Raw genomic sequence first — 18294 nt, forward strand, 5'->3', positions numbered from 1 at the left:
CCAGTTGGGGTGAACTGCCCGCTGGACGTTGGCGGAAAGGCAACGACACATACGCATGTGGAATGGATTTCCCAGTATGTAGTTCACCAGCCTGCAGCTGGACCGCTCTCTGCATTAAGCCAGCAATCATGAACGCGCTCAGAATCACCCGCCCAGCCTGAGCGTCGGAGCAAATGCCCGCTTTAGCCGCTGATCATTCCTGGCAAACCATGCCCTTTTGCACCCAACATTGAAGCCGGAATCAGGACGCATCCGGCAAACCCCACTCGGCCGCAGCGGCCGCATGGATCGCAGTGGTGTCGAACAGCGGCACGCTCGCATCCTGCGGGCCCACCAGCAGCGAAATCTCCGTGCAGCCCAGGATGATCCCTTGGGCTCCACGCTCGACAAGGCGCTGCATCACGTCGCGGTAGGCCTGGCGCGAAGCGTCTTCCACGCGGCCCAGGCAGAGCTCTTCGTAGATCACGCGATGCACCAGATCACGGTCTTCCTGATCGGGCACAAGCACTTCGATGCCATGCTTCTCCGCAAGGCGGCCACGATAGAAATCTTGCTCCATCGTGAAGCGTGTGCCGAGCAAACCGATGCGGGACAGGCCGGCTTGGTGGATCTCCGCTGCGGTCGGGTCTGCGATGTGCAAGAGCGGAATCGCCACTGCGGCCTCGATGGCCGGCGCCACCTTGTGCATGGTGTTGGTGCACAACACGATGACATCCGCACCGGCACGCTCCAGCGCCTGCGCCGCGTTGGCGAGCAGGGCGCCCGCCGCTTCCCAGTCCCCCCGGTGTTGCAGGCGCTCGATCTCGGCGAAATCCACGCTGTACAGCACCACCTTCGCTGAGTGCAGCCCGCCCAGCCGCGCCTTCACTGCTTCATTGATGTGGCGGTAGTAGGGAATGGTGGATTCCCAGCTCATGCCGCCAAGTAGACCGATAGTTTTCATGGGAGTCGGGATCGATAACACGTATAGCGTCGATATGGCGTCGCATGGTGTCACGGCGCCAGTCGAAGAATGCTTGTCTGGATGCTATCACCGCTGCACGGAGCGGCCGGAGTCGGAAACGCCGGAAACGGCCCGCTGCGGCGGCTGGTGGCCAAGCACTCCATGTCGCAAGCGTCCCAGAAAGCAGCGACTGGATGGTGCGGCCTTCACACCGGGTATCGGCTTGTGCGGTGCATGGCCACGGCGCACTGTCGGCCAGGTGCAGACCTTCGCAACGAATCTTTCGACCCATGTTAGAAAGCACAATGACGAAAGTGATGCAACTGGATCAAAAAAGCTGGCTCCATCGCAGTGATGCGATGCAGGGGATGGAGCGCATTGAGGCTTTTTTCCAGGGCAACGCCTACGGCATGCACCGACACGACACCTATGCCATAGGCTGCACGATGGCAGGAGTGCAAGCCTTCCAATACCGGGGCGCCCACAGACAGAGCCTGCCAGGCCACACCATGGTGCTGCATCCCGACGAGGCGCATGACGGCCAAGCGGGAACGGATGACGGATTCCACTACCGCATGGTCTATGTGGCTCCTGCACTGATTCAGGAGGTGCTCGGAGGCCACGCGCTTCCCTACATTCAAGGCGGCATCACGCAATCCCCGCGTCTTGAGAGTGCCACCAGAGCCTTGTTGGAGAGGCCACTTGGGGCAAGCAATTCCATGGAAGAAACCGATGCCGTCGTGGAGCTTGCGCTTGCGCTCCATGCCGAAGCGGGCGGCACCAGTGGAACGAACGGGCTGCCTGCCAGAGATTTCCACAGCACCAAACTGGCCCATGATTTTTTGTGTGACGCCTGGCAAGACTCCATTTCCATGGAGGATCTGAGCGCCGTCACCGGGCGGGATCGCTGGAGTCTGTCCCGCGATTTCCGCACGTTCTATGGCACCAGTCCGTCGCGGTTTGCGATCTTGCGCAAGCTGGATGTGGCACGGCAACGCATGCTCTGCGGGGATTCGCTCGCCGATGCGGCAGCATCCACCGGGTTTGCGGACCAGGCCCACATGACACGCCATTTCACCCAGACCTTTGGCATCCCGCCTGGCCGTTGGTTACGGATGATGCGCTCCCACATAGCTACGCCTTCTGGCGCACAAACGTTCAAGATCTGACGGCTTGCTTTGCCTACGCTGGGGCCTTTGATAGATCAAGGACCAGCCATGGCTGCAAGCATTTCTTCCCCTGCCCAGGACCGTGGGCAGCAAGTGCCCATTAACTTATTGCACAAGATCGGTCTGATCCAAGACCATTGGCAGCCGCGTGTGGTGGCTGAAATGAACGACTACCAGTTCAAGGTCGTGAAAATCGCCGGGGACTTCATCTGGCATGCGCACAGCGATACCGACGAGGCATTCATTGTGCTGGAAGGCGTGCTGCGAATCGACTTCCGAGACCACAGCATCGAGCTGCAAGCCGGTGAAATGGCGGTGGTCCCCAGAGGGGTGGAACACAAGACGTTTGCGGCAACGGAAGCCAAACTGCTGATGATCGAACCCGCAGGGGTTCCCAACACCGGGGACAGCGATTCGGAGCGAAGGGCTCCCAATGACGTGTGGATCTAGGGCCAGGCCCACTGGCAATGGGCCGTGGCATGGCGAGTGAACAGCTCGGCGGATACGGTTCGGCCGATACGGTTGGGCCCATATGGGCGGTAAGACCACGGCGCATGTGCGCCTGGATTGTCCCGCGTGCGCTTCCCCGCCAGCAGCGCACCAAAGCCAAGCCCGGCGCGCATGCGCGCACGCGGGGGGCCCCAGCTTCATCGAACCAGGGGCCCGGAGCGTGCTCAGAATCGCCCGCGCAGCGTCAGCATCCAGTTGCGGGGCTCACCATAGTAGTTGCCCAAGGTCGACGTGCCCACGGTGCGGTAGTACCACTTGTCCAACAGATTGTTCATGTTGAGCGAGAGCTGCCAGGTCGGGTTGATGCGGTACTCCACCAGCGCATTCCATACCGCGTAGCCGCCTTGTGTGTAGGCGAAGGGGGTAGAGGGGCCCGTCCAGTTCTGCGCCGTCTCGTTCCATGTCGCGGCCGTGCCCTTGACGTACTGCTTGCTGTTGATCGTGGCGCCTGCGCCGATCTTCCAGGCCGATGCGTCGCCGGGCAGCTGCCAAGTTCCAAAGAACTTCAGCGAGTGCTTGGGCGTGATGGTGCTGAACACCGCGTTCTCGGTCTTGTTGCGGTTGCTGTTGTAGGTATAGCCGGCGTACAGGTTCACGCCCCGCGCCACCTCGCCGTTGATCTCCATGTCCAGGCCCTGGCTCACCACCTTGCCGGAGTTGACGTAGCAGCATGCACCGGCGAACAAGGTTTCGCTGGCCGGGTAGCGGGTGTCCTGGATGGCACGGTCCTTCTGGACCACACGGTACAGCGCGAAGGACGTGTTGAGCTTGCCATCAAGCAGCTCCCCCTTCACACCCACTTCGCTGTTGCTCCCGTGCATGGGGTCCAGCCCGGTGCCCGGCGCGGGCCCCGACTTGTAGTAGGCCTGCGGGTTGAAGATCTCCGCGTAGCTGGCATACGCTGACCACTGCGGATTCAGATCGTAGATCACGCCGCCAAAGGGCACGATCTGCGTAGGCTCCTTGTACTGCGTGGCGCTGGCAATGCGCCATGTATCGGTCATCTGCCAGCTGCTGTTCAGGTAGGTGCCGTAGATCTGGTTGAACTTGTACTTGTTCGCACGTGCACCGACGACCACCTTGGTGTTGTCTGCAACTTCCAGCCGCAGCGTTCCGTAGACACCATACTGCTTGGTGTCATTGGGCTCATAGCTGCGAAACAATTGGCCACGGGCCAGGTTTCCGGGCACATACGGCGTCGAGCCAATGTTGAAGAGGTCGGCGACCTGCCCCGTTGCGCGCTCCACCACAAAGCTTTGCCACTTGCTGCTGATGTCTTGCATGTCGGCGCCCACCAGCAACTCGTGCGTGCGCCCCAGCAGATCGAAGGCGCCGCTGAGGTTGACGTCCACCATCTTCTGCTTGTTCGCGCTGTGCTGGTCCGAACCGACCCAGCGCGATCCCGCCATGGTGGAGGGATTCACGGCCCCTGACACATAGCCGCCATTGACGTCCCGGTCCTCCTGGGTGATGGTGGCGTTGGCGCGCAATGTCCAGCGTGGCGCCAGCCGCCAGCTCAGCTTGGCAAAAAGCTCGGTGGACGTGGTGTCCTCGTACGCCCACGGCGCGGTCAACGCGGTATTGCGCGGCAAGCGCAGGTCGCTGCCGTTGCTGTACCGCGGAAAGCCCTGGGGCGTGCCGTTTTCCTTGATGTGCTGGTAGCGGCCGCCCACGGCCAGCACCGCATCGGGACCCAGGTCGGCCTCCAGCACGCCATAGAACGTGGGTTTCTTTGTGGAGCGCAGATCGGTGAAGTATTTGCGATCCTCATAGGCCACCACGGCACGGCCCCTGAGCTTTCCGTCGAATGCCAGAGGGCCGGACGCATCGAATTCCGTGCGGTAGTTGTTCCAGCGTCCCACACTGCTGGTGAATTTGAATTGCGGCGTGGAGGTCGGCATCTTCCGCACAAGGTTGACCGAGCCACCCGGATTGCCCGTTCCATTGAGCAGGCCCGCCGCACCGCGCAGCACTTCGACCCGGTCGAATTCCGTCATGTCATACGAGATGAAGGTGTAGTTGCTGCTCGAGGTGGACATGGGCGCACCGCCATCGATCTGCACGCTGTCGATGGCAAAGCCGCGGGAATAGATGTCGGTCAGGCGGTGGCCGGTGTCCTGCACCGTCAGGCCCACGATCTGTTCGGCCGCCTTGCCCAGATCGGTGATGTTCTGGTCGTCCAGCCGCTGCTTGGTCAGCACCGACACTGACTGCGGCAGCTCTCGCATCGCCTGGGCCGTCTTGCCGATGGTGATGCCGTCGCTGGTGTAGGAGCCAGTCCCCTCGGTTTCGCCCAGACGCCGGGCCTCCACCCGCACTTCCCGCAGCGTGGATCCCTGCTCCTCGTGCGTTGCCAGTGCTTCCTTGATGGTGAACAGGCCGGGACCGCTTTGCTTGGCAGCCATGCCCGAGCCTGCCAGCAGGCGCTTGAGCGCCTCGTCCGGGCTATAGCTGCCCTCCAGCGCGGGAGCTTTCAGATGCGCCAGCTTGTCTTCGTCAAACAGCAACTGCTGCTTGGCCTGGGCAGCGAAGGCACGCAGGGCGCTGGGCAGTGGCTGGGCGGGGATATGGAAGGCCACACGCCCCTGTGCCTGTACCTGCGTCTGCTGCTGTGCCTGTGCCACCGCCGGCATGGCCATGGTCGCCAGCGCGCCGGCCACCAGGACGGCCAGCGTGCAGGCTGGTGCGTGGCACGCTGCGCTCCCACGGTGCCCGCCGGACATGGCCCATACATTGCCCGCCAAAGCGCCCCTCAATTTTTTTGCTCGCATTTGAATTCCTGTTTGATCGTCGATGCGCGCAGGCACCGGCCTGCGCGTGCGGCGCGCGCCATGCGGGCAAGATCACAGGGCAGCCAGGGGCCAGGCCAGCGCATCGCGCACCGGGTGCGGGTGGCAGGCCTTTCGGGCGTTCACAAAAAGGGGTGTGAACACGCCGGTGCGGCAGCTTTCGTCAGCCAACTGTGTCTTGCGCGCATGGAGCTGCGCACGCGGGGTGACCGTTGGCTGGATCGGCGAAAGGCGTGGGCCTTCGGCATGCTGGCTGGCAGTCGAGAGACGCGATCCATTCGCGCCCCTACAGGTAAAGAACGCATGCACGGGCCAAGCTCAGAACCCGAAATACGATTCAATTTGTATCTAAATGTATATTTGTGTTTACCCATACCGCGGCGCGGCCACTCAGTGGCGGGCAATGCGCCAGCCGCCGTCGGCCGTTGGTTGTACGCGCAGTGGCAGCAGTTCGGGCAGCGCCTGTAGGAAGAACTGCGGGCTGGCCGTGGACAACACCCCCGAGACCGGCATCCGTGCCAGCTCCGGGCTGGCCAGCGCGACAGGCTGGCCCAGGTAGCGCGAGAGTTCCTGGGCCACATCGCCCAGCGGCGTCTGCTGGAACTGGACCTGCCCCGTGCGCCAGTCACCCACGGTGGCGGCAGCGGCGCGCAGGCTGCTGGTCTTGCCCGTGGCAGGGTCGATGGTCAGACCGCTGCCCGGGCCCATCTGCAGCACCTGGCCCGGGTGTGCATGGCGCTCGGGCCGCACTTCGACCTTGCCTTCCAGCACCTTCACGACGGTTTGCGGCGGCGCGGCGCGCACATTGAAAGCCGTGCCCACCACCTTGACCTGGCTGGCGCCACTGTCCACGGTGAAAGGGCGGCCGGTGTCGGCGGCCACCTGGAAAAAGGCTTCACCCCTGTCGAGCAGGATTTCGCGGCGGCCCGGGTAGTAGTGCACCTGCAGGCTGCTGTCGATGTTCAGCGTGACGTGGGAGCCGTCGGGAAGTTCGACGGCCCGGGTTTCGCCGTGGCCCGTGGCCACGTCCAGCATGAAGCTGGGCGTGTTGTTCCAGTGGTGCCAGCCGTAGCCGCCGCCCGCCAGCAGCAGCACGCAGGCGCAGACGGCTGCCGACGCCCAGTTGCGGCGGCCCCAGGCGGGGGAGTGCAGGCCGGCTGCGCCTGACGCCGCGGATGTGCCGGGCCGCGAGGCAGGAGGCCGCGCAGGCGCCGCTGCCGTGGCCGTGCGGTTGCGGCCCGCCATGCGCCAGGACGGATGCTGCGCCAGCGGAATCTGGTGCAGGTCGTGGCCGATGAGGGACATGCCCTCGTAGGTCTCGCGGTGCAGGGGCGCTGCGGCCAGCCAGGCCTCCAGGTCGCGCTCGTCGGCACCGGTCCAGCCGGGCTCGCTGCGGCGCATCAGCCATTCGGCAGCTGTTTCGTGCATGTCGACCAATGCCTGGGGCGACATGCCTTCGGGCAGGGGGGCGGGGCGCGGGGCGTCGGTCATGGGATGTCCTTGCGCTCGGCGGCGCCTTCGTCGCTGGAGTCCTGGGTCATGCGCAGGCGCTGCATCTGCTCCACGCTGCCGTACTTCACGCGCAGATGGCAATAGGCCATGGCCCGCTGAAGGTGCTTGGCGACCATGCGCGGGCTGATGCCCATGGCAGCTGCCACCTCGTCGTGGCTCAGACCGTCGATGCGGTTGAGCAAAAAGGCCTGGCGCTGGCGCTCGGGCAGCTCGGCCACGGCCTCGTTGAGGCGGGCGATGCGCTGGCGGTGCGCGGCGATTTCCAGTGGGGACAGCGCATCGTCGGCGTGCAGTGACGCCAGCTCCTCGCTGGTGGTCTCCATCGATACGGTGTCGAGGGCGCCCTCGCGTCCGCTCTTGCGCCAGCCGTCGGTGGCGACACTGCGCGCGACGGTGCTGAGGTAGGGCTTTTCTTCCTCCGGCGCCAGGGTCTTGCCTGCAACGGCCATGCGGACAAACACCTCCTGGGCAGCGTCTTCGGCCTGTGCCCGGTCGCGGCTGCGCCCCTGGAGCAGCCGCACCAGCGGATTGCGCCAGCGCCGGTACAGGGACGTCAGCGGTTCTTCATGGCCCGGAGGCTGGGGCGCCTGCGCATTCTGTGCGGCGGATTGCGGGTCGAGCTTCATGGCCTGACCGGTGTGTACGGCATGGCCAGGATGGCCGCCTCTGCACATGGCAGGGCGGTCACGATGCCAGCGGAGAAAAACGAAAAGATAGCCACGATGCACGCAGATAAGCCCCGATCCGAAGTGGCAGCGCCCCCTGCGTCGATGACCACGAGGGTCTGGGGCGGACTTGGCTATGCGCGGATGTCGATTGGCTGAATGAAACCTGTCCAATTCTAGTGCCGCAAGACAGTGCGTGCGATAACGCGGCCCCACCGTGCTTGCCCAGCCGTGCACTGCGGTCAATCCTCCGATGCATCGCTGCTTCAGGTGGTGTCGGCAACGCTGGTAGCCATCGCCTTTGTGGGCAGGCAACTTGCCGTCTGCGTGAGAACGGCTGAACGCCTCCCAGCAAAAAAGCCGTGGCACACAAGATGCCCCGGCTTTTTTTGGGGGGGAGGCTGGCAGCGTCAGGGTTGCACGATGCTGCGGTTCTTTTCGACCACGCTCTTCCAGCGTGCAATGTCCTGGTCAATGAACTTCTGGAAGGCCGCCGGCGTGCCGGGGGCCAGTGTGATGCCGCTGCGGGTGGTCAGAGCGTCCACCACGCTGGGGTCTTTCAGCACTTCGTTGATGGCGGCATTGACTTTCTGCACCACGTCGGTGGGCGTGTGGCTGGGAGCGACCACGCCGTAGTACACGCCCAGGTCGTACGCGGAGTAACCGGCTTCGGCAAAGGTGGGCACGCCGGGGGCCTGCTGGGAGCGTTGGGGGCCGCTGATGGCCAGGGAGCGCACTTTGTCCGAGCCCACATCCCCCAGCAAGGGGTTGATCAGCACGTCGATCTGGCCACCGATCAGCGCCGCCAGTGCATCGGAGCCACCCTTGTAAGGGATGTGCGTCATCTGGATGCCGGCGATGTGGTTGAACAGTTCGGTGGCCATGTGGGGGGTGCCGCCGACGCCGGAGGAGCCGAAGTTCAACGCGCCGGGGTGGGCCTTGGCGTAGCCCACCACGTCATTCAGTGTTTGAAAACCGCGCTGGGTGCTGACTTTCATGATCACCGGGCCGACGCCGACGTAGGCCACGGCTCGCAGATCCTTCTGCACGTCGAATTTCAGGTTGGGGTAGACCGCGGGGGCAATGGCAATGCTGTTGGCCACGACCAGCAGGGTGTAGCCATCCGCTGGCGCGCGTGCCACCAGGCCGGCGGCGACGTTGCCGCCCGCGCCGGGCTTGTTGTCGATCAGCACCGGCTGGCCCAGCTTGTCCGACAGCTTGTTGCCGACGGCGCGGGCCACCATGTCAATGCTGCTGCCGGCAGAGAAGCCCACCACCAGCGTGATCGGTTTTTGGGGGTAGGCGGCGGCCAGTGCCGGGTGCGCGGTGGCGAGCAATGCCAGGGAGGCCAGGCTCCAGCGAGCCAGCGAGCGTTTGGTCAGGGAAATCATGGAACGACTTTCAAGGAATGAGGGAGGAGCCGGGTGCGCCGAGATGCGCCTTCAGTGCGCAGACGCAGCGGTAGAGGGAAGGGCGGTGGTGCTGACATATCCCAGCAGGCGGTCGCGGGCGATGGCATCCGCGCTGCGGGCCGCGGCAGGGCCGTAGCCCCCACCACCGGGTGTGCGCAGCGTGACCACGTCACCGGGCTGCAGCACTTGCGGGGTGCGGGAGTTGATGGGCTGGCCATTGATCCAGACCGCGCCCGGGGCGCCGTCGTCGCCTCCGCCCAGTCCGGGAGCCGCCACCTTGAGGCGTTCGGTCAGGAACACCACATTCAACGGGCCCTCGTGCTGGTTGACGAACTGGATTTCCTCGCCCAGGCCACCGCGCCATTGGCCGGTGCCGCCCGAGTCGGGAATCAAGGCCTTGCGCAGAAAGCGCAGCGGGGCATCGCGCTCGGCCACTTCGATCGGGGTGGGCGAGATATTGCTGGGCCAGGACATCACCGAGGCGCCGTCCTTGCCGTGCGTGGCACCCATGCCGCCGTTGTAGAACAGCACGTTGGCAAAGGATTTGCCGTTGGCACGGCGGCCCGTCAGGTTGGTGATCCACACTGGCGATCCGACACCGGCCATCACGCGTTCGGGCAGCAGCGGGAACAGCGCACCGAAGATGGTGGTGGGCACATAGTGCCCGGTGCAGGAGCGGCCACCGACCGGGGCGGGCGAGAGCGGGTTGAGCAAAGAGCCTTCCGGGGCGACGGTGTGAATCGGCCGGAACAAGCCCTGGTTGTTGGCCAGATCGGGCAACAGCAGGCTCTTGATGGCATAGGCCGTCATGGCGTGGGTATAGGCCAGCACGCAATTGACGGCGCGGGGCTGCTGGGGGGAGCTGCCGGTGAAGTCGCAGGTGAGCGTGCCATCGGCAATGCGCACCGTGACTTCGAAGCGGAAGCGCTCGTCAAAGCCGTCGGTGTCCATGCCGTAGCGGTATTCGCCATCCGGCAGGGCGCGAATGGCGGCGCGCATGGCCTGCTCGCTGCGGCTGAACAAGGCCTCGGCCAGGTCGTCGACACCGGTCAGCCGGTATTCGTGCAGCAGGTCACTGACACGGCGGGCAATCAGTTCGGTGGCGCTGGCGTGGCACCAGATGTCGCCCACGGTCTGCTCGGGTGTGCGCACATTGGTACGCAGCAGGCTCAGCAAGGTGGCATCGGCCCGGCCTTCCCGCAGGAAGTGCATGGGTGGAATATGGAAGCCTTCTTCGAACAGTTCGCGGGCATCGACCGACCGGATCTTGCCGCCGATGTCGGGCACATGCCCGGCGGTGGCGGCGAAACCGACCAGCTGCGATGCGTGGAAGATGGGCTTGACCAGGCACACGTCATTCAGGTGGCCGGTGCCGATCCAGGGGTTGTTGGTGATGTAGATATCACCGTCGCGCATGGCCTGCGTGCCGATGGCGCCGATGATGGCGCGCACGGTGTTGCCCAGGGTGCCGATGAAGGAAGGAATGGCGCCGGCATTCTCGGCAATGGTCTGGCCCTGCGAGTCGGTCATGACGACGGCAAAGTCATTCGCCTCGGACGACAGGGTGGAGAACGAGGTGCGCACAATCAGCTTGGCGGCCTCGTTCACGGCGGAACGTACGCGGGTCCAGAACACCTCCAGAAAGATGGCGTTGTCGGCGGTGTTGTCGCGGGTGGGGCGGGTGGTGCTCATTGCGCAGTCTCCACAGTGATGACCAGGTTGGCGTGGGCCGTCATGGCGATGCGACCCAGCGGGCCCACGACGACGGTGGTGCTGGGCTCTTCCACCAGCAAGGGGCCCGCCATGGCAAAGCCCGGGCGCAGTTGTGCACGCCGGAAGATGGGCGTGGACACGTAATCGCGCACTTCATGGAAATACACCTCGCGGTGCGCCACCGGCTCGGGGGTGCTGTGGCTTGCGGGCAGTGGCGCGGCGTGGAAGGGCTCCACCGGTGGCGCTTCGCCGGTGATGCGCAGATTGACCAGCTCCACCGGCACATCGGGCGGGACGCGGCCGAATTTGCGCTGGTATTCGCTGCGGAATGCCTGGTCCAGCTGGGCGCGCCATGCGGCTTCTCCGGCGCTGTCCGCAAAGTGGTAGGGCCCGCTGGGCAGATCGACCGTGAGGTTGAAGCCCTGGCCGACAAAGCGGCCATCGGCCCGGCGCTGCAGCTGGATGGGGCCAAAGCCCTGCTCCAGCGCGTGCAGAGGGGGCAGGGCCTGGGTTTCCAGGGCCGTGAACTGGGTTTCCAGCTCCCGCAGATCGTCGGTGGCAGGCTTGAAGCTGATGGTGCGCGAGCGATCGGACCGTGCCGTGGCGACCAGCAAGCCAAAGGCCGAGGCCACGCCTGCTTCGGGCGGCGCAATGATCGTGGAGATGCCAATCTTGCGTGCCACATAGTAGGCATGCAGCGGCCCGCCACCGCCCGTGGCGACCAGCACGAACTTGCGCGGGTCCTGCCCGCGCTCCGACACATGCACGCGGGCCGCGGCGGCCATGTTTTCCGCCACGATGTCGTGCACCCCCCAGGCCGTGGCGACGGCGCTGTGCTGCAGTTGCTGGCCCAGTGCCGCAAATCCGGCCGCAGACTGCTGGCGGTCCATGGCCAATGTGCCCCCTGCGAAGAAATCGGGGTTGAGGTAGCCCAGCAGCAAGTTGGCATCGGTCACCGTGGGGGCATCGCCGCCCAGGCCATAGCACATGGGGCCGGGTTCGGACCCTGCGCTGCGAGGGCCCACCTTGAGCAGGCCCAAGGCATCCTGGTGCGCAATGCTGCCGCCGCCAGCGCCAATCTCGATCAAGTCGACCGTGGTGATGTGAATGGGCAGGCCACTGCCTTCGGCAAACCGTTGGCGGCGGGCCGCTTCGAAGCCAAAGCTGATGGAGGGCTGGCCCTGGGTGACCAGGCACAGCTTGGCGGTCGTGCCCCCCATGTCGAAGGCCAGCAGATCCCGGTGGCTTTCCAGCAAGCTGTGGTGCACGGCAGAAACGGCGCCCGCTGCCGGGCCGGATTCCAGCAGGGCAATCGGCAACTCGCGGGCATCGTCGATGCGTGCCAAGCCTCCGTTGGACAGCATCATCAGCACGCCGCGCGGCAGACCGATGGTGGCCAGCTCGTCGGCCAGCTTGTCCAGGTAGGCGCGTGCCATGGGCTTGATGTAGGCATTGGCCAAGGTGGTGGTGGTGCGCTCGTACTCGCGAATCACCGGTGCCGTCTGGCTGGAGAGCGTGAGCGTCAGCTGGGGGTGGCGGGCCTGAATGGCGGCCTGCAATGCCAGCTCATGCTGCGGCGAGGCATAGGCGTGCAGCAGGCAAATGGCCAGCGACTCGACCCCGGCGTCAACCAGCGTGTCCACCGCAGCCAAGGCCTGCGGAATGTCCAGTGGCTCGATTTCCTGTCCCTGGGCATTCAGCCGTCCTGCCACTTCGGCCCGCAGATGGCGTGGCGCCAAAGGCTGTGCGCGCTCGATCTGCAGGTCGTACAGGTCGTACTTGCGTTCATTGCCCATCTCGGCAATGTCGGCAAACCCCTGGGTGGTCAGCAAACCGGTGCAGGCACCGCGGCGCTCAATGAGTGCATTCGTGAAAAGCGTGGTGGCATGGACCACCAGTTCGACGCTGTCAGCAGGGATGCCATGGTTGCGCATCAACTGTTGTATGCCTTCGATGACGCCCATGGAGGGGTCGCCGTGCGTCGTGAGCACCTTGAAACTGCGCTGTGTTCCTGTGGCGTGTTGCAAGGCCACCAGATCGGTGAACGTGCCTCCGATGTCTATACCAACGGACCATTTCGACATGACTGTTATTCCTTGTTTTTCGGTGCCTGCGCGGTGGCCATCGGGGCGGTGTGGCGCGCAGAGACACGTTTAAGGCGTCATTCAATCGGTGTTGATATAGCGTTCGGAAATAAGAAAATGTTGGTCACTGTTTTGTAAGGGTAATCCCGCAATTAGCCGTGATGAGCCGTAATGGCACCGTGCGGTTCGCTGCGACTGCCCGTGGTTTCACGCCTTCCCACGCCTGCCAACCCGCGGTGGGCTGGGCCTTGTGAGCCGTGCGTAGAGCCGCTCTGGGTCCTTCGCGCTTTGTGACAAGCTGACTGGCCGCAGGTCAGGCTTCGGGCTGGATGCAGTCGGTCACAAACCTTTGCCCCCGCGCAGGTCTGCAGCACTACCATGGCATTCCACAACACCACGTTTTCCGGGTGACCTGCGGGGTGGGCACCGGGGCCAGCCAGCGCGCATACGCATGGCAGCGCTCAGCCACTCCAGGCACGCGCAGCTTGCCGTGTGCCGCAGACAACGTGGCAAGGCCATGCCCGGCGCGGATGGCGGATGGCCGGGCTTTCGCACCCAAGGGATCAGCGCTGCAGGCACCGCAGCGGCCGGCCCGGTGGGTATTCCGTAGCGGTGCTGCGCCAGCACCGACCGATTGAACCAGCAGGAGTGCATACATGTCCTATATCGATGGTTTCGTGATCGCTGTGCCCACCGCCAACAAGGAAAAATTCATCGCCCATGCGCGCACCTTGGACCCCATCTTTCTGGAGCTGGGCGCTCTGCGGGTGATCGAGGCGTGGGGCGACGATGTGCCCGACGGCAAGCTCACCGACTTCCGGCGCGCAGTGCAGGCCACGCCCGACGAGACGGTGGCTTTTTCGTGGGTTGAATGGCCGGACAAGGCCACGCGCGACGCCGGCATGAAAAAAATGATGGAAGACCCGCGCATGGACCCGTCCGCCCCCGGCAACCCGCCTATGCCTTTTGACGGCAAACGCATGATCTTCGGGGGCTTTGAACCGGTGGTCGAAGTGAAGGCCTGAAGTGGGCGGGGCAGGGCGCTAGCGCCTGCTCCGCAACGCCCGGGCCCGCGCCTGGGCCTGCTCCGCCACGGTCAGAGCACCCACACCGCGCCGGCGTGGGCGCGGCCGTGGGCATTCACCACACACCGTCAGGTGTCACCACTGGTAGGCCAGCTTGGCGACCGCCGTGCGTCCTTCCCCCATATTGCAGGCCAGGGCAAAGAAGCACGATGCCACGTAGTAGCGATTGGTCAGGTTGCGCACATTCAGGCTGGCAGTCCAGCCTTTCCAGCGCGGATCGGCCTGGGCCAGGTCATAGCGCAGCGACAGGTCCCACAGGGTGTAGGCGGGCACTTTGAACGTGTTCAGCGCATCGCCCCACGCGCTGCCCGTGTAGCGGGCACCCAGGCCGACGCCCAGGCCCTGGAGCACGCCGTCATCGAAACGGTGGTCCACCCACAGCGAAGCCATGTGTGCCGGGGCCTTGAACAGACCCTTGCCTTGCACCGTGTAGCCGCTGGACGATGCGTTGTCCTTGGTCACGACGATGTCGTTGTAGCTGTACGCGGCGGCCACACGCATCTGGCGTGTCAGCTGCAGCACGCCTTCCAGCTCGATGCCACGGGAGCGCGTTTCCCCCGTCTGCACGTTGTAGCGCTCATCGTCCGGGTCGATGGTGCTCACGTTCTGGCGGCGCAGGTCAAATGCCGCCAGCGTCACAAAGCTGTCCTGTCCTGGAGGCTGGTATTTGATGCCCACTTCCACCTGCTTGCCCGTTTCCGGGTCGAACGAGGTGTTTCCCCGCGCGGGAGACGTGGCTCCCGTCACCGGCGTGAAGGATTCCGAATACCCCACATACGGGGCCAGGCCGTTGTCAAAGACATAGTTCAGGCCGGCGCGTCCGGTGGTGGCCGACCAGCTGCGGTTGGTGGTGAATTCGCCGGTCCAGCGGTCCTGCACTTCGGTATCCACTTTGTCATGGCGGCCACCCAGCGTCAGCACCCAGCCGCCCAGCTTGATCTGGTCCTGCAGGTACACGCCCGTCTGCGTGGTGCGGGTGGAGGCATTGACCCAGGAGGTGTAGGCCGAGGTGTCCACCGCCGCGCCATAGTGGGGCGCAAACACGTTGTCCAGCACGGGGCCCACGCCCCATTTCTCGTTGCGGATCGTATGGCTGCGGCTGTAGTCCAGGCCCACCAGCAACTGGTGTTCGGCCGCGCCGGTCTTGACACGGCCCAGCAGGTGGTTGTCCAGCGCCACCACATCCCCGTAGGCATGGCGCAGCTGGTAGTTGCGCAGCAACTGCGTGCCGTTCACCAGACCGCTGGCGCGTGCCAGATAGTTCTCGTGGTTGTCGAAATCACCGTAGCGGAAGTTCTGGCGCACGCTCCAGTCGTCGTTGAACTCGTGGCGGAATTCATAGGCCAGCGATTTCTGCTCCTGGGTTTCCCGGTCAAAGCCCGGCTCGCCCAGGAACCGGTCCATGGGCATGCGGCCGTACGGGCTGCTGCCGTTGACGGCCGCCCAGGGCACGTTGGTGCTCGCCAGTGCCCAGTTCTTCTGGTAGACAGCGCGCACATCCAGGCTGGTGCGCGCATCGGGTTGCCAGCGGATGGTGGGCGCCAGGTACACGCGGTCGTCCTTTTGGTGGTCGATGACCGCATCCGCCTTGCGGCCCAGCGCCACCATGCGGTAGAGCAAGGTCTTGTCTTCGTTCACAGGGCCGCTGACATCGGCAGCCAGCTGCATGCGGCGGTCCGTGCCGGGCGACAGCTCGATCTGCCCGCGCTGGTAATCGGTGGGCTGCTTGGACACCAGGTTCACAATGCCCCCGGGGTTGGACTGGCCGTACAGCCCGGACGTCGGCCCCTTGAACACCTCCACACGCTCCACGCCATAGGGCTCTTCGGCCATCATGCCGAAGAAGCCCAGCGGCCGGTAGCGCAGGCCGTCCACGTAGAAATCGGCGGACTGGAACCCCCGGATGTAGACATTGGTCGCCGCATTCTGCGCACCGCCGCTGTCGGGCCGCACATTGGCCAGATACCGCATGCTTTCGCCCAGATGCTGCACGCCCTGGTCATCCATCCGCTCGCGCGTGACCACCGAGATCGACTGCGGCGTTTCCACCAGCAGTGCATCCGTCTTGGTGCCGGTCGAAGCGCGCCGCGCCACATAGCCGCCGGCGGGGCCCCAGGCGGATTCGCGCTCGGCCTGCGCCGTCACCCGCACCTCGCCCATAGTCGTGCCCTGGCCGGCTGCGGCACCCGGAGCCACCACCGGCAGCGCACGCAGCACATAGCTGCCCGGGCCGGCCGCCTGGGCCTGCAGGTTGGAGCCGGCCAGCAGGCGCACCAGCGCGTCGTCCACGGCGTAGCGGCCGTTCAGGCCGGGCGTGTTCCGGTTCTGCACCAAGGCCGGGGGCGCACTGATGCTGATGCCAGCATCGGCGGCAAACACCGTCAGGGCCGCGCCCAGCGGACCCGCCGGGACCTGGAAATTCCGGGCCGTATCGGTAGCCTGTGCGGCCGGCTGGGCCAGAACGCCCAGCGGTGCCATGGCGCCCGCTGCCAGCGCCAGGGTGATGAGCAGGGCATGGGCGGTGGCGGTGTGACGCAGGTCACGCGAATGAAAGGATGCGGGGCGGGCCGTGTGGGGCGTATGGGCCACGCAGGAAGAGGGCAGGGAGACCATGGTGTTCCTTGGGGAAAGTGCGATGGAAAAGTGCAGTGCAAAAAAGCGCTCCATCGAACAGGACACACCGGTCGTGCAAAAGGGGCCAAACAGGGGGCAAACCGGTGCCGGGCCGGGGACACACCACGCCCCCACGGCCCCCAAAAATCAATTGGCAGGCAGCACGGTGACCCAGTAGCGGGTGCGGTAGATCACCTGCACCGGCAGCAGGTGCACCAGGTTCTGCAGCACGGCATCGGTGTCGGCCAGCTGGAAAGCTCCGGTCAGCCGCAGGCTGGCCACGGCCGGGTCGCAGCGCAGCAGGCCATGGCGGTAGCGGCCCAGCTCGGCCACAAAGTCGCCCAGCCGCACATCGTCCACGGCCAGCACGCCCCGGGCCCACTGGCCGGCGCTGCTGTCGGCCGGCTGCGCGGGCGCCACCTGGTGGCGGTCGAACGCGGTCTGCTCGCCCGCCTGCAGGCGCAGCGCCGTGGCGGCGTCCCGCGGCTGCACTTCCACTGCCCCTTGCAGCACGGCCACTTGGCTGCGGTCGCCCTCGGTGCTCACGCTGAAGCGCGTGCCGATGGCGCGCACCCGGCCCTGGGGCGTCCACACCACCAGGGGGCGGGGCACAGGATTCGGGTCGGGAGCGGTTTCCAGAAACACCGCTCCGGAGCGCAGGTGGATGCTGCGCTGGTGGCCGTCAAATTCGATCTGCACCACCGTGGCCGTGTCCAGCGTCATGCGGCTGCCATCGGCCAGCGTCCAGCTGCGCCATTCGCCGGTGGCCGTGGCGTGGCTGGCCGTCCAGCGCTGCCAGGGCTCGGTGCGCCAGGCCAGCCAGCCCGCAGGCGCGGCCACCATCAGCACGGCCAGGGCGCGGACGGCATCGCGGCGCGCCACGCGCTGGGGCCGGCGCAGGCTGCTGCCCAGTGCGGACGGCACGCCGGCGGCGCGCTGGCTCACGGCCAGGGCACGTTGCCAGGCCTGTTCATGGGCGGGGGCCTGGGCACGCCAGGCGGCGCAGGCCTGGTGGTCGGCGGCCGTGGCATCACCGTCTTGCAGCTGCACAAACCATTCGGCAGCCTGCAGGGCGACTTCGCGTGACAGCGGGGGCGGTGCGGCAGTGGAAACGGAAGCCGACGCAGCGGATGCGGTGCTGCGGTTCATGGCGCCAGCAAAATGCATTCGGCCATGGCCTGGGCCATATAGCGCTTGACGGAGCGCAGGCCCATGCCCAGCTCCTCGGCAATGGCCGCATAGGTCAGTCCCTCCACCTGGGACAGCACAAACACGGAACGCACCTTGGGCGGCAGGCTGTCCAGCATGGCATCCAGCTCCTGCAGGCTCTGCAGAATGACCAGCTGCTGCTCGGGCGACGGCGCCTGGGCCTCGGGCAGGGCGGCCAGGGCCTCCAGATAGGCCTGCTCCAGCGACTGGCGGCGCAGGTGGTTGATCAGCAGCCGCCGTGCCACCGTGGCCAGGTAGGCGCGCGGTTCACGCAGCGGCGCAGTCTGCAGGTCGGCCTGGCCCGCAGGCGTGGCCAGCAGGCGCACAAAAGTGTCCTGCGCCAGATCGGCCGCTTCCCAGGCATTGCCCAGACGCCGGCGCAGCCAGCCCTGCAGCCAACCCTGGTGCGCGGTGTACAGGGCGGTGACTTCGGGGTGGGCGGCGGTGGGCATGGCAGACATGGCGCAAGTGCAGGCAGGAGGGGGTGTCGGCAAAGGGCGTCATTATGAGATCAATTCTCATTTGCAAGAAGCCCTTGCGGTCTCCCGTGGCGAACCGGCCACTGCGCTGCTGGCACTGCGCCGTCTGTA

13 protein-coding genes are annotated in these 18294 nt (G+C 65.6%); 3 read left to right on the forward strand and 10 right to left on the reverse strand.

The annotated features are described in order from the left end of the window. Positions 1–241 precede the first annotated feature (241 nt). Positions 242–943: an aspartate/glutamate racemase family protein gene (locus QM470_RS11175; protein WP_283339312.1), complete on the reverse strand. Its 702-nt coding sequence runs from the start codon at positions 941–943 to the stop codon at positions 242–244. A gap of 290 nt (positions 944–1233) precedes the next feature. Between QM470_RS11175 and QM470_RS11180 the strand changes: the two genes are divergently transcribed. Together QM470_RS11180 and QM470_RS11185 are read left to right on the forward strand one after the other, a co-directional pair. Beyond that, the gene (locus QM470_RS11180) at positions 1234–2112 is read left to right on the forward strand and encodes an AraC family transcriptional regulator (RefSeq protein WP_283339313.1); all 879 of its coding nucleotides are present in this window, start codon (positions 1234–1236) and stop codon (positions 2110–2112) included. Positions 2113–2160: 48 nt separating this feature from the next. After that, positions 2161–2562, forward strand: a complete 402-nt coding sequence (locus QM470_RS11185) for a cupin domain-containing protein (protein ID WP_283339314.1) — start codon at positions 2161–2163, stop codon at positions 2560–2562. A 224-nt stretch (positions 2563–2786) separates the two neighbouring features. Here the strand turns inward: QM470_RS11185 and QM470_RS11190 are convergent, their stop codons facing one another. The 6 genes from QM470_RS11190 to QM470_RS11215 form a co-directional block, all read right to left on the reverse strand. Further along, positions 2787–5345 (reverse strand): TonB-dependent siderophore receptor, encoded by a 2559-nt coding sequence (locus tag QM470_RS11190; RefSeq protein WP_283339315.1) that lies wholly within the window; start codon positions 5343–5345, stop codon positions 2787–2789. Between the two features lie 456 nt (positions 5346–5801). Then, a complete protein-coding gene (locus QM470_RS11195) occupies positions 5802–6902 on the reverse strand; it encodes a FecR family protein (RefSeq protein WP_283339316.1) in 1101 nt (366 codons plus the stop codon). Then, positions 6899–7549, reverse strand: a complete 651-nt coding sequence (locus QM470_RS11200; protein ID WP_283339317.1) for an RNA polymerase sigma factor — start codon at positions 7547–7549, stop codon at positions 6899–6901. The genes QM470_RS11195 and QM470_RS11200 overlap by 4 nt, the downstream gene beginning before the upstream one ends. Positions 7550–7998: 449 nt before the next feature. Then, the gene (locus tag QM470_RS11205) at positions 7999–8979 is read right to left on the reverse strand and encodes a tripartite tricarboxylate transporter substrate binding protein (protein ID WP_283339318.1); all 981 of its coding nucleotides are present in this window, start codon (positions 8977–8979) and stop codon (positions 7999–8001) included. Between the two features lie 51 nt (positions 8980–9030). Further along, a complete protein-coding gene (locus QM470_RS11210; protein ID WP_283339319.1) occupies positions 9031–10692 on the reverse strand; it encodes a hydantoinase B/oxoprolinase family protein in 1662 nt (553 codons plus the stop codon). Then, positions 10689–12797, reverse strand: coding sequence for a hydantoinase/oxoprolinase family protein (locus tag QM470_RS11215; protein ID WP_283339320.1), 2109 nt, complete (start codon positions 12795–12797; stop codon positions 10689–10691). The genes QM470_RS11210 and QM470_RS11215 overlap by 4 nt, the downstream gene beginning before the upstream one ends. A gap of 656 nt (positions 12798–13453) precedes the next feature. Here QM470_RS11215 and QM470_RS11220 point away from each other — a divergent pair. Then, positions 13454–13822 (forward strand): DUF1428 domain-containing protein, encoded by a 369-nt coding sequence (locus QM470_RS11220; RefSeq protein WP_283339321.1) that lies wholly within the window; start codon positions 13454–13456, stop codon positions 13820–13822. Positions 13823–13957: 135 nt separating this feature from the next. On the opposite strand, the gene QM470_RS11225 is transcribed toward QM470_RS11220, so the two are convergent. The 3 genes from QM470_RS11225 to QM470_RS11235 all read right to left on the reverse strand — a co-directional run bounded on the left by QM470_RS11225 (position 13958) and on the right by QM470_RS11235 (position 18165). Continuing rightward, entirely contained in the window at positions 13958–16495 is a 2538-nt protein-coding gene (locus QM470_RS11225) for a TonB-dependent siderophore receptor (protein WP_283339323.1), read from the reverse strand. A gap of 147 nt (positions 16496–16642) precedes the next feature. Next, positions 16643–17644, reverse strand: a complete 1002-nt coding sequence (locus QM470_RS11230; RefSeq protein WP_283339324.1) for a FecR domain-containing protein — start codon at positions 17642–17644, stop codon at positions 16643–16645. Further along, positions 17641–18165, reverse strand: coding sequence for a sigma-70 family RNA polymerase sigma factor (locus QM470_RS11235; protein WP_283339325.1), 525 nt, complete (start codon positions 18163–18165; stop codon positions 17641–17643). The genes QM470_RS11230 and QM470_RS11235 overlap by 4 nt, the downstream gene beginning before the upstream one ends. Positions 18166–18294: the final 129 nt, after the last annotated feature.

It is taken from the genome of Comamonas sp. 17RB, from assembly GCF_030056555.1.
Taxonomy (GTDB): Bacteria; Pseudomonadota; Gammaproteobacteria; order Burkholderiales; family Burkholderiaceae_C; genus Comamonas; species Comamonas terrigena.